A 12,190-nucleotide genomic window follows, 5' to 3' on the forward strand; every position below is an offset into this window, starting at 1 on the left:
CCAGATGCTTTGGTTGTATCCCCGCGCCCCGGATGTGCCGATCATCGCGCCATCGGAAGAGGATCTTGGCCTCATGTGGCTCGCCGTCCGGTCGCTCCCACGGCAGGAGTCCCAGTTGGCCTGGCTGGGCGTGCACGGGCGGTGGCTCGCTTGTGTACGACGAGGGATCGGGAACTGTTGCCACACGTCCATGTGTCCGTTGGTCTGAAGGCGCACTCGGCTACCGCTCACACCGGGGTTCTCACGGCCCCGGCAGCCCGATCTCTTCAACGTCCCATTGCTTGCCGTTGATTAGCGCTTGTCCGGCAAGCATCCGTTGACGCACGCCGGCCCGGGGGCATCCCCGGGCCGGCGTGTTCGGTCACTTCTCGGGATAGATCTTCTGGAGGAGTTTTCCGTCCTTGTCGTACGCTCTCACCGTCAGCGGATCGTCGGTGGAGTGACTGTTCTTGTCGATCGCGGTGAAGGTGTACCAGCCATCCTTGAGCGGTGACTCGTACTTCGGGCCGGAGCCGATCTGTACGACGACCTTCGCGGTGTTCGCCGGTGCTCGCCCCCAACCGGTGGGCAGCGAGCGGCCACAAATGTTGCCGTTGCAGTCCGTGCCCTCGGGAAGGATCGCCGCGATGTCTTTGCCCCAGGTCCCGTCGGGTAGCAGGAGTCGCGGGTAGTCCGTGCCGAGGTCGTCGAGGCGCAAGGCGGTGACGCCCCAGCCATAGCCGACGTCTCGGAGATCGTTCGCCGGCAACTGGCACGCGATTGCTGTCTTGCCGGACGGTGACATCGCGATCAGCAGTTCGCGGTCGAATCCGCGGTAGTTCTTCTCGTTGTCCAGGCTCAGACGGTCAGAGACCAGGACGTGCCATTTGGTCATATCGACCCATGCGTTCACCGAGCAGTTGCGAAGCTGGCCGGCGGCGTCCTTCGGGAACGGATCCGCCTTCGCCGCTGCGACCAGTGCGGCCGACGGTTTGTCGCCGCCGGGGATCGTGCAGAACGGGGTCACAGGTGCCCCCGCAGAGATCTTGTAGATGTAGGGCTGCGAGCTCACGGACCGGAAGCCGCTGCTTCCCTTCATCGTGCCCTTCGTTCCGGGGTAGCGCAGCGCGCAACGGCGTTCGGCCTCCTGCTTGGAGATCCGCTGGCCGGCGCCGTCCTCGCCGCTGGGGACACCCGGGACCGAGCTGAACTGGGAGTTCTCGGTTTGGTTGCCGGCTACGCCGGGGTCGTCGGCGGTGGCGATGAGGTTGGGGATGAGGGTGGCAGCGAGGGCTGCCGCAGCGACGCCGGCGATGGCGCCGCCCGCGCCGAGGAGGCGGCGGCGCCGGAGGCTGCGGTGGCCTCGGGCGAGGAAGGCCTCGGTGTCGAAGTGATCTGGTGGTGCATTGTCGGCCAGGCGATGTAGCTCAGCGCTGACCTCGCGGGTGTCTTTCATTTCGTGCTCCTTCACAGCGCCGGACTCCGTCGCCGGTCGATGGCCTTGCGGAGAGTTTCGAGGCCGCGGGCAACCTGACTTTTCACGGTGCCCTCCGAGCACCCGAGGATCTCGGCGGTCTGCTCGATCGAGAGGTCCTCGTAGTACCGCAGGACGATGCAGGCACGCTGCCTTGGCCCTAGTGCTCGCAGCGCTTCGAGCACCTCGTCACGGTCAGCGTGCCCAGCCGCAAAGTCGCCGCTCCGGACGGCGTACTCCGAGATGTCGGCTCTGGTCACCTCCCGACGCCAGGGACGCCGGCCACCGTCGTACGCCACATTGACCAGCGTCCGCCGGGCGTAGGCGAACGTGTTGTCGAGTCGTTGCACTTTCGGCCAGGCGAGGTACAACTTGCAGAGCGTCTCCTGGACGATGTCGTCCGCTTTGTGCCAGTCGCCGCCGATCAAGTACGCCGTCCTCCGAAGCGACGGAAACGCCGCCTCCACGAACTCGACGAACGTCTTGTCCCGCTCCGCCATCCGCGCCTCCACTCTCCATGTCGCGCTCAAAACGGAAGACCGGGTCCGTAAAGTTGCACCACCGAGCCGGAATTCTGTGGACGCTGCGGTGGCTGCCGGCCTGAAGCCGTCGTTGCCTCTGGGCACGACGCGTCGAAGGACGGGATGGTCCTGGATCCACGAAGCCAAGTTCCGCGACGGCGATGCCGAGGCCGGTGTCGGAGTCATGAAACGACGACTCGAGGTCACCGGCAGTATCGTGAACCGGCCGCCTGACCGGAACGCCGTACCATCCATCGCGGAACGGCAGCGGCTGCTGGCCGTCAACCGCGCCGCGGCGATGTTCGACAGTTGCTCCAGGCAAAGACCGGATGGGCGCGGAAGTACCTCACTCGTGGTGGAGCTCCCGAGGTTCCGAATCCGAGCTCGACAGCCTCCGCTCGCACGCCGCCACCGACCGAACTGCGCCGCCGGCTCGCGGAAGGTGACGACGAGCTGGCGGCGGGCGGTGCTGACCATCCATGCGCGCGACTGGCGTCACCGGCCCACGGACTTGGGCCAGTGACGCCAGGACTTCCTGTACGGCGCTCGGCCGTCTCGGCGACACTCTTGATCGTCGCCAGCCGCTCAGTCCACCGCGATCGCCGAGATGCACTGCGCCGGGGTCAGCGGTGTTGGTCAGCGGATCGTCGGGCGGGTCGGGGTGATTCGGGTACTGACGGAGGTCCATTTGACGACGTCGCCACGCTTGTAGGGCATCGGGTCGCCGTCGCCGTTGAGAGGTGCGGTGATGGTGGCGACCTCACGAAGACCGAGGAACTGGCCGGTTCGAGGGTCGATGATCAGTTCCTTGCGAATGCCGAACTGCTCCACCAGGCTGACCGCGCGGCCGCTCTTGCCGTCGAGGTTCACCGCGTCGGCCTGCAACTGAATGCCGGGGATAGTCCGGACCGCCTCGTAGAGAGCCGCTCGTAGGTCGGAAGGAGCGATCCCCGAGGCCAGGACGAGGGTGGCGCGGTCGAACGCCGCGGAGTCGGCACGCTCGGGGGTGGTACCCGGGGCCGGGGCCATCCCGTCGTTCTTGCGAAGGGTCGCGAGGAGCTTGCCCGGATCCCGGGGCAACCGGGCGAGGAAGTCGGGGGACGGTGTGAACCAACTCGGCATGCAGTTGCTCCCCGCTCCCTGCGGCCGGACTGCGAGGTAGCCGCCGTCCGTGCCTACCCCGCAGACATCACCCGACCTGAGGGTCTGTGGCTTGACGTTCAGTGGGTCGGCCTTGGCCCAGTACTTCCTGGCCGTCTCACTGGAGAACTCCTTCTTCGCGCCGAGCACCGAGATCGCCGTGTACGGCGGTTTCTGATCGGACCCGATCCACCAGTCGGTCACGTCGAGGCTCGTGCCGCGATACGTGTTCCTCGGTCCGAAGTTCCACGTCGCTTGGCTTCGCTGGGTGATCTGACGGTACCGGCCTGGTGGAATCGGCGCGTCCGCACTGGCTCCGGTGAGTCTGGCCGCGGTGGCCAGGAAGGTGCCGGCGTCAGCGGCGGCGCCAGGCGGCGGAGCGTCGTTCTTGGTGACGACATCGTTGATCAGGAATCCGCCGGCCAGTGTCGCGGCGAGTGCCCCCGCGAGCACCGTCCGGCGCAAGGTGGCCGGGCGGCGGCGGACTGGAGGCGGGGTCAGCAGACGCTGACGAGCGCGGGCCAGGGCAATCGGGTCGGGCTGGGGTACGTCGTCGCGTACCCGTTTGAGCAGGTCGATCTCGTTCACGAGGGGTCCTCCTGGAAGTTCTGGCCGAGTGCCTTGGTCAGGACTCGCCGCGTTCGGTGAAGACGGGACGCGACGGTCCCGACGGGAATGTTCAGGGCGTCCGCGATCTGGGGATAACTGAGGTCTTCCCAGGCGAACAGCAGCAAGACGTCCCGGTCGACCTGCCGCAGCCTGGCCAGAGCTCCGGCCAGCGCGCGCGAGGCGGATTTGGCGTCGACCCGCGCGGTAACCTCCGCCTCGAGGAGATCCGGGCCGTCGAGGGATTCACCGGGAACGGAGCGCGAGTACGCGCGGTACTGGCGGACCTCGTCTCGCCGCCTTCGGCGGATCAGATTGGTCGCGATCCCGTAGAGCCACGGCAGGGCGCCTGCCGGGGAATCGCGGTAGCGGTGTCTGTTCTGGAGCGCGATCAGGAACGTCTCGCCGACCAGATCGTCAGCTTCGCTGGTGCCGAGTCGACGGGCGACGTACCGGTGGATCGCGACGGCATGCCGGTCGAACAACAGGGCGAAGTCCGCCTGCGCCTCATGGCCGGAGGAAATGAGTTCGGCATCCTCGGACCGCCCTGCCGGACCAGCCGCAGGCGGCCGGGAGGATTCCCGCGTCCGATGCGGCTCGACCGGCACGCGTTCCAAGGCGAACGATGCGGTGTGGAATTGGTTCACGATTGCTTCTGCCCGATCGGCAGCCGGCACTTCCCGCCGCACACCGGAAACATGCCGCGAACAACCCTGTTCAACAGTTCCACCAACACCGCCATAGCATCATGCTCCGATCGCACCGAGGTCTGCAATCAAACCCGATGCGGGGCCGAGCGGTTCGATAGCTCACACCGAGCCGACGGGCTATGCCCTCGTCGGCGGGGCATGAGCAGAATTGCGGGCAGGCGCCGCTCGGTTCCCAGTCGCGACGCGCGCACTTCTCCGCAACGCCTCCTGAGGAGAAGAAGACCGTACGGCGTCACCGCAGCGCCGAACAAGCGATCCCGTAGTACGCGTACCTTGCCCACCCCTCGTGTCCGATCGGGTACGGTCGTGTTGCCTGATGCAACAACTGGTCCAGTCCGGACCGAGCTTGAACAGCACGGCCGCGAACACGGCGACGTCGAGGCATCGGGTCAGCAGTGGTCGTTGCAGTGGGTGGCGGAGACTGGAGCCGGGTCGAGCTCTGCGAGTGCCGTCTGCGAGCCGGATGATTTGAAAGGACAACCTGTGGCCGACCACAACCTGGAGTCCACGTACCTGGCCTACCTCGACGCTCTGAACGGCCGGCGGTTCGGCGAGCTGGACCGCTACGTCTGCGACGAACTCGTCTACAACGACAAGCTGCTGACCCGCCAGGAGTACGCCGACATGATCGCGGAGGATGCCCGTGCGGTCCCGGATCTACGCTTCGAGGCTCAGCTGCTGTCCACTGGTGGCGACCTGGTGGCCTGCCGGCTCTGGTTCGACTGCACCCCGACAAGTACATTCCTCGGCCTTGAACCGACAGGCAGGGCGGTCTCCTTCGCCGAGCACGTCTTCTACCGGTTCGAGGGCGGACGGATCGCGCACGTCTGGTCCCTCATCGACCGCGATGCGGTCGCGTCCCAATTCAGTGGCGATCAGTGTCAGTGCCGCAAGATCGCGCAGACCCACGCCGGGGGGCGCGACGTCCACGACGGCGGCGGCGAGGCGTCGTGACTGCGCAGCGTCCAGGCGGCCCAGACGTTCGTTTCTGACCTGACTCATTCATATGACTCAGTCATGTGTTGTGCCAGCCGCCGCGTGTCGCTCGGCGGTTTTGTCGGTGGACGTCGGGGAACCCGGGGGTTATGACGTACAGAGCGTGGCGAATGCTGGCTGCGACGGTGGCTTTGGGCCTCGTGCTCGTCGTCTCCGGACCGGCGATCGCGTCGGCCGAGTCGCCGTCGCCCTCACCGACGGTCGGATCTTCGCCGTCGGAACCTGCGAATCCCCCTGGCTCGACCGACGCGAGTCCCAGGGACTACAACGGCGCTGCCTGGGTGGTGGTGGCTGCGCTGGTCGTGGTCGCGCTGGTCGGCGGCGGGACGTTCTACCTGACGCGCACTCGTCGGATCGACCTGAGGCAGGTCAGCACTCGGGAAGACGAGCTGCGAGCCGACCGTGAACGATCGAAGACCGACCGCTGAGAGTAGGAGGCAAGGCGTGCGAATCGGGTTCAAGCTGATTGCGGAGGCGTACTCACCGACGGAGATCGTCGAGCAGGCGATCACGGCGGAGGAGGCCGGGTTCGACTTCGTGGAGGTCAGCGATCATTTTCATCCGTGGGTCAGCGAGCACGAGCATTCGGGATTCGCGTTCTCGATGCTTGCCGCGATCGCAGCGCGGACGTCGGCCATCGAGTTGGCGACCGGCGTGACGTGTCCGTTCCTGCGCTACCACCCGGCGGTCGTGGCGCAGATGGCCGCGACGACGTCGCTGCTGTCGGGTGGGCGGTTCACGCTCGGCGTGGGTGCCGGCGAGCGGCTCAACGAACACGTGGTCGGCCGGGGCTGGCCGTCGGTGGCGGTCCGGCACGAGATGTTGCGGGAGGCGCTCGAGATCATCCGCCTGTTGTGGAGCGGCGGATACCACTCGTACGACGGCAAGCATCTGCAACTCGAGGACGCCAGGGTCTTCGACCTGCCTGCCGAGGCGCCGAGGGTCGCGGTGGCCGCGGGCGGTCCCGAGGCTGCGGAGCTTGCGGCAGAGCTCGGCGACGCGTTGTTCGCCACGGAGCCGAGCGCGGATCTCGTTGCGGCGTACCAGAAGGCCGGTGGGGACGGGCCCCGGTACGCGGAGGTTCCGTTGTCGTGGGCTGCCTCGGTGGAGGATGCGGCGGAGTCGGCGCGGCGGCTGTTCAGGTTCGGTGTGACTGGCTGGAAGGTGCAGGCCGAGCTTCCGAATCCGGTCAACTTCGACGCCGCAACCGAGCTGGTCACCGCGGACCACATGCGAGAGCAGTTCGGCTGCGGTCCGGACGTGAAACGCCATGTCGAGGTCGCGCAACAGTTCAGCGATGCAGGCTTCGACCGGCTGGCTCTGATCAACGCCGGCCCCGACATGGACGGCTTCTTCGACTTCGCCCGCACCGAACTCCTCCCCGCGCTCCGTGCCTTCTGACACTCCTCAGCGGGTCGGTTGTCAGGGGAGAGGGCGGCCGCCGGTGGCGCCGATGCGTTCGCCGGTGACGTAGGTGGAGTCGTCCGAGGCGAAGAAGACGTAGAGGGGTGCGAGTTCGGCGGGCTGGCCGGCTCGGCCCAGCGGGGTGTCGGCGCCGAAGTCCGCGACCTTGTCGGCGGGCATCGTCGCGGGGATGAGCGGTGTCCAGATTGGGCCGGGCGCGACGGAGTTCACCCGGATGCCCTTCGGCGCCAGTTCTTGCGCCAGTCCCTTGGTGAAGTTGAGGATCGCCGCTTTGCTGGTGGCGTAGTCGAGCAGGTTCGGCGACGGCTCGTATGCCTGGATCGAAGTGGTGTTGATGATCGCCGATCCCTCCGACAGGTGCGGCAGTGCGGCTTTGCACAGCCAGAACATCGCGTAGACGTTGGTCTTCAGCACCCGGTCGAACTGCTCGGTGGAGATGTCCGCGATCCCTTCCTGCGACATCTGGTACGCCGCGTTGTTGACCAGGATGTCGATCCCGCCGAGCTCCTGCACGCACTCGTCGACGAGTCGCCCGCAGTGCTGCTCGTCCTGGATGTCCCCGGCCAGCGCGGCCGTCGTACGCCCCGATTCGCGCACCAGGCGGCAGGTCTCGCGCGCGTCCTGCTCCTCGGCCTCGAGGTGAGAGATCATCACGTCCGCGCCCTCACGCGCGAACGCGAGAGCAACCGCGCGTCCGATCCCCGAGTCGCCGCCGGTGATCAACGCCCGCTTGCCGGTCAGCTTCCCGCTGCCGCGATAGGTCTGCTCGCCGTAGTCCGGCTCCGGGGTCATCGCGCCACTGTGCCCGGGATGCTCCTGACTCTGCGGCTCCTGCTGCTCCGGGCCGGCGTACCTGGTCGTCGGGTCGCTGCTCATCGTCTGCCTTTCGTCGTCGGGTCGCCTTCGCGGTACCCGCTGCTCGCGCCTGGCACGCGCGTTTTCTGCCTGGCGAGCGCGGGTACCGGCCGGCCATGCGGCTCGACGGACGGGTGATCTATCAGCTGGATCCGGCGACGTTCTTCGACTCCGACGGTGACGGCGCCGGTGATCTGGAAGGCGTGGTCCGCAAGCTGGACCACATCCGAGCGGTCGGGGCCGACACGTTGTGGCTGCAGCCGTTCTACGTCTCGCCGTACCGCGATGCCGGGTACGACATCGTGGACCATCGCGATGTGTCTTCCCGGTTCGGCACGATGGCCGACTTCGAGACGCTGGTCGCGCGGTGCCACCAGCTGGATCTGAAGGTCATGATCGAGCTGGTCGTCCAGCACACCTCGGTGGATCACCCGTGGTTCCGCGCTGCTCGGGCGGACGCGGATTCGCCGTACCGGGACTACTACGTCTGGGCGTCGGAGCCGCGGGACGATCCGGCCGTGGACAAGCCGGTGTTCCCGGGGGTCGAGGACTCGATCTGGGCGTACGACGATCAGGTGGGGAAGTACTACCGGCACGCGTTCTACCGGCACGAAGCGGACCTGGACGTCGGCCATCCCGCCGTCCGGGCCGAGATCGCCGGGATCATCCGGCACTGGCTGGACCGCGGTGTGGACGGGTTCCGCGTCGACGCGGTGCCGTACATGGTCCGGCAGGCGGCGCTGGCCGACGGTCGCGACGACGGCTACTGGTTCCTGTCCGAGTTGGCGGCCGCAGCTGACGGCGTACCGCTGATGGGCGAGGTGGACGTGGCGCCGGACCAGTACGGCCCGTATTTCGGCAACGCCGACCGGCTGCACGCCGTGCTGGACTTCTGGACGAACAACCTGCTCTTCCTCGCGCTGGCCCGCTCCGATGCCGAGCCGCTGCTCCGGGGCCTGCGGGCGCAGCCGCAGCCACCGGACGGGTGCACGTATGTCAACTGGCTGCGCAACCACGACGAGCTGGACCTCGATCGACTCACCGAGGCCGAGCGCAACGAGGTGTTCGATGCCTTCGCCCCGAGGAGAACATGCGTGCCTTCGGGCGGGGGATCCGTCGTCGCCTGGCGCCGATGCTCGGTGACGAGCGGCGGATCGCGATGGCGCATGCGATCGCGCAATCGTTGCCCGGGGCACCGGTTATCCGGTACGGCGAGGAGATCGGCATGAGCGAGGATCTTTCGCTGCCCGACCGTGCCTCGGTACGGACTCCGATGCAGTGGTCGGCCGCGGACAACGCCGGCTTCAGCAAGGCACCACTCGGTCTTGTCGAGCCTGCTCCGATCGCCTCTGGTCCCTACGCGTTCACGACGGTCAACGTCGCCGAGCAGGAGCTGCGCCCAGGTTCGCTGCTCAGCCGCGTCTCGCAACTCGCCACCACGCGGCGCGGTCTCGGCGTACTCCCGTCCGGCAGTTGCGAGGGCATCGCGGTCGAGCCGCGCTCGGTGTTCGGCGTCCTGCACCGCCGCCGTGACGACGCCGTACTGATGCTCGCCAACCTGTCACCGGACGAAGTCCGGGTGCACCTGCCGTACGACGTGCGCGCCGATCTGCTTGCGGACAGCAACTATCAGCCGGCGACCGAGGACCTGGTCCTGACCGGCTACGGGTACCGGTGGTTACGCGTCCACGATGCCAGCTGAATGCCTTGCATGGATGGGTTGCCGGGCGGGCACAGGAAATCACGTTCCTTCGTCTGGAGGTCATCATGAGTACGACGCCTGTGCCGCCGGTTCCGCCGCTGCCCGATCCCACCGACCCCGATCGCCCGGGCCGGGACGACGATCCGGACATCACGCCGTACCCGGACCCCGAGCCGCAGCCCGACGAGGATCCGGACGAGCAGCTGCCGAGGCCCGAGAACGTATGAAGGCGCTCGGACCTGCATCTGTACGAGGTGATGGGTCCGTTCCTGGACACCACGGAGCCTCGGGGGGCGGTGCTGTTTCCCGGCCTCGGTGGCGGGGAACTCGCGGGTCATGGGAACGATCGATCGGATAGCGGAGCCGTGGGGGACGCGGACGCCGTACGGCAAGGGTGAGCCGTGGCCGGTCCGGGTCGACACCCGCCTCGACGACGGGCTGGCCGAAGCCGACGTGGACGCTTGGTTCCAGTCGGCGACGATCTTGCATTCGAACGGCGACGGGCTGGACATCGCGGTGAAGGACGGCCGGATCGTCGGAGTACGCGGGCGTGCGACGGATCGGGTCAACCATGGCCGGCTCGGCCCGAAGGACTTGTTCGGCTACCAGGCCAACAACTCCGCGGACCGGTTGACGTCGCCTCTGGTCCGTCGTGACGGACGCCTGGTCGAGACGGATTGGGAGACCGCGATGTCGATGGTCGCCGGTCGAACCGAAGAGTTGCTCGAGGAACGCGGCCCGAGCTCGATCGGCTTCTACACGACCGGGCAGCTGTTCCTCGAGGAGTACTACACCCTCGCGCTGATCGCCCACGGCGGGATCGGCACCAACCAATGTCGACGGCAACACAAGGTTGTGCACGGCAACGGCCGCGGCGGCGCTGAAGGAGTCGTTCGGCAGTGACGGCCAGCCGGGTTCCTACACCGACGTCGATCACGCCGACGTCATCGCTCTGTACGGCCACAACGTCGCCGAGACGCAGACGGTGCTGTGGAGCCGGATCCTCGACCGGTTGGCCGGCCCGAACCCGCCGCGACTCCTCTGCGTCGACCCACGCCGTACGCCGGTGGCCGAGGCCGCGACCGTCCATCTGGCGCCGAGACCCGGTACGAACGTTGCGCTGATGAATGCGCTCCTGCACGAGATCATCGCCAACGACTGGGTCGACCACGCGTACATCGGCCAGCACGCCGTCGGTTTCGACGAGCTGGCGAAGCAGGTCGCATCGTGTGACGTGAACTGGGCGGCCAAGATCTGCGACGTACCCGCTGAAGATCTTCGTGCGGCAGCGCGGCTGCTCGGACAGGCTGAGCGGCTGCTGTCGACCGTGTTGCAAGGGTTCTATCAGTCACATCAGGCAACTGCGGCGGCGGTGCAGGTCAACAACGTCCACCTGCTCCGCGGGATGCTCGGCAAGCCCGGCTGCGGCATTCTGCAGATGAACGGCCAGCCCACAGCCCAGAACACCCGCGAGTGCGGGGCGGATGGCGACTTGCCGGGATTCCGCAACTGGGCGAATGACGAGCAGGTGAAGGATCTGGCCCGGGTCTGGAATGTAGAGCCTGCCCAGATCCCGCACTACTCGGAGCCGACGCACCTGATGCAAATACTGCGGTACGCCGAGGACGGGTCGATCCGCTTCCTGTACGTGAGCGGGACGAACCCGGCCGTCTCGCTCCCGGAACTCGGTCGCATCCGCGACGTACTGTCCCAGGAGCGGTTGTTCCTCGTCGTGCAGGACATCTTCTTGTCCGAGACCGCTCAACTCGCCGACGTCGTCCTCCCGGCCGCGACCTGGGGTGAGAAGACCGGCACGTTCACGAACGCGGACCGCACCGTGCACCTGTCGGAGAAGGCCGTGGACCCGCCGGGCCAGGCACGACCCGATCTCGACATCTTCCTCGACTACGCACGGCGGCTCGATCTGCGGGACAAGGACGGCGAACCGCTGGTCAAGTGGAGCGACCCTGAGGGTGCGTTCGAGGGGTGGAAGGCCTGTAGCGCCGGCCGCCCGTGCGATTACAGCGGGCTGACGTACGACAAGCTTCGTGGCGGGAGCGGGATCCAGTGGCCGTGCAACGACGAACATCCGGACGGTACCGAGCGCATCTACGTCGACGGCGAGTTCTGGAGCGCGCCGTCGTACTGCGAGAGCTACGGGAAGGACCTGGTCACCGGCGCGCCGGTGGAGCCGGTCGAGTACAAGGCCATGAATCCCGACGGGAAGGCCGTGATCAAAGCTGCGGAGTACCTGCCGCCGCACGAGCCTCCGTCGGCGGAGTTCCCGTATCTGTTGACGACCGGGCGCACGCTGTACCACTTCCACACGCGAACCAAGACCGGGCGGGTGCCGCAGTTGCAGGCGGCCGCACCGGATGTGTGGGTCGAGATGTCTGCCGAGGATGCCGCTGAGCACGGGTGGGGCGAAGGTGATGTGCTGCGGGTGTCGACCGCGCGGGGAAGGGTCGAGGCTCGGTTGCGGGTGAGTGGTATTCGGCGCTCGACGCTGTTCCTGCCGTTCCACTACGGGTATTGGGACACGCCGGGCGGGTCCGGACCGGCTGAACGCGGCCGGGCTGCGAACGAGCTGACCGTCACCGACTGGGACCCGTGCTCGAAGCAGCCCTTGTTCAAGTCCGCAGCGGCCCGGGTCGAGCGCATCAGCGTCGCTGACGGTCCGTCTCGCGCTCCCACGACGACCGCCTCGCGTCCGGTTGCCGGCGCGTCCGTGCCGGAGACCAGCGGTGGAGCAGCGGCGGCCGTACTGGAAAGGCTGGAGTGA

The 12,190-nt window shown here is 67.3% G+C and carries 12 protein-coding genes and 1 pseudogene; 8 read left to right on the plus strand and 5 right to left on the minus strand.

From position 1 onward, the window contains the following. Positions 1–361: 361 nt before the first annotated feature. The 4 genes from OHA10_RS19290 to OHA10_RS19305 form a co-directional block, all read right to left on the minus strand. Positions 362–1,435, minus strand: coding sequence for a hypothetical protein (locus tag OHA10_RS19290; protein WP_371407621.1), 1,074 nt, complete (start codon positions 1,433–1,435; stop codon positions 362–364). 11 nt (positions 1,436–1,446) lie between these two features. After that, on the minus strand, positions 1,447–1,953 hold the full coding sequence (locus OHA10_RS19295; RefSeq protein ID WP_371407622.1) for a SigE family RNA polymerase sigma factor: 507 nt from the start codon (positions 1,951–1,953) through the stop codon (positions 1,447–1,449). 657 nt (positions 1,954–2,610) lie between these two features. Beyond that, positions 2,611–3,702: a CU044_5270 family protein gene (locus OHA10_RS19300; protein ID WP_371407623.1), complete on the minus strand. Its 1,092-nt coding sequence runs from the start codon at positions 3,700–3,702 to the stop codon at positions 2,611–2,613. Continuing rightward, positions 3,699–4,367, minus strand: coding sequence for an RNA polymerase sigma factor (locus tag OHA10_RS19305; RefSeq protein WP_371407624.1), 669 nt, complete (start codon positions 4,365–4,367; stop codon positions 3,699–3,701). Before OHA10_RS19305 ends, OHA10_RS19300 begins: the two co-directional genes overlap by 4 nt. 546 nt (positions 4,368–4,913) lie before the next feature. Between OHA10_RS19305 and OHA10_RS19310 the strand changes: the two genes are divergently transcribed. The 3 genes from OHA10_RS19310 to OHA10_RS19320 all read left to right on the plus strand — a co-directional run bounded on the left by OHA10_RS19310 (position 4,914) and on the right by OHA10_RS19320 (position 6,827). Continuing rightward, complete coding sequence (locus OHA10_RS19310) at positions 4,914–5,384, plus strand: ester cyclase (protein WP_371407625.1); 471 nt, start codon at positions 4,914–4,916, stop codon at positions 5,382–5,384. Between the two features lie 131 nt (positions 5,385–5,515). Beyond that, the gene (locus OHA10_RS19315; protein ID WP_371407626.1) at positions 5,516–5,854 is read left to right on the plus strand and encodes a hypothetical protein; all 339 of its coding nucleotides are present in this window, start codon (positions 5,516–5,518) and stop codon (positions 5,852–5,854) included. 16 nt (positions 5,855–5,870) lie between these two features. Next, positions 5,871–6,827, plus strand: coding sequence for a TIGR03557 family F420-dependent LLM class oxidoreductase (locus OHA10_RS19320; RefSeq protein WP_371407627.1), 957 nt, complete (start codon positions 5,871–5,873; stop codon positions 6,825–6,827). Between the two features lie 21 nt (positions 6,828–6,848). On the opposite strand, the gene OHA10_RS19325 is transcribed toward OHA10_RS19320, so the two are convergent. Further along, positions 6,849–7,727, minus strand: coding sequence for an SDR family oxidoreductase (locus tag OHA10_RS19325; protein WP_371407628.1), 879 nt, complete (start codon positions 7,725–7,727; stop codon positions 6,849–6,851). 95 nt (positions 7,728–7,822) lie between these two features. On the opposite strand from OHA10_RS19325, the gene OHA10_RS19330 reads away from it, so the two are divergent. The 5 genes and pseudogenes from OHA10_RS19330 to OHA10_RS19350 all read left to right on the plus strand — a co-directional run bounded on the left by OHA10_RS19330 (position 7,823) and on the right by OHA10_RS19350 (position 12,190). Further along, positions 7,823–8,935, plus strand: a complete 1,113-nt coding sequence (locus OHA10_RS19330; RefSeq protein ID WP_371407629.1) for an alpha-amylase family glycosyl hydrolase — start codon at positions 7,823–7,825, stop codon at positions 8,933–8,935. Then, a complete protein-coding gene (locus OHA10_RS19335; RefSeq protein ID WP_371407630.1) occupies positions 8,932–9,408 on the plus strand; it encodes a hypothetical protein in 477 nt (158 codons plus the stop codon). Before OHA10_RS19330 ends, OHA10_RS19335 begins: the two co-directional genes overlap by 4 nt. A gap of 65 nt (positions 9,409–9,473) precedes the next feature. Further along, complete coding sequence (locus tag OHA10_RS19340) at positions 9,474–9,635, plus strand: hypothetical protein (protein WP_371407631.1); 162 nt, start codon at positions 9,474–9,476, stop codon at positions 9,633–9,635. A 109-nt stretch (positions 9,636–9,744) separates the two neighbouring features. Further along, positions 9,745–11,251, plus strand: a pseudogene (locus tag OHA10_RS19345) (molybdopterin-dependent oxidoreductase); the annotation flags it as partial. A gap of 366 nt (positions 11,252–11,617) precedes the next feature. Beyond that, a complete protein-coding gene (locus tag OHA10_RS19350) occupies positions 11,618–12,190 on the plus strand; it encodes a molybdopterin oxidoreductase family protein (protein ID WP_371407963.1) in 573 nt (190 codons plus the stop codon).

It is taken from the genome of Kribbella sp. NBC_00662, from assembly GCF_041430295.1.
Lineage (GTDB): Bacteria > Actinomycetota > Actinomycetes > Propionibacteriales > Kribbellaceae > Kribbella.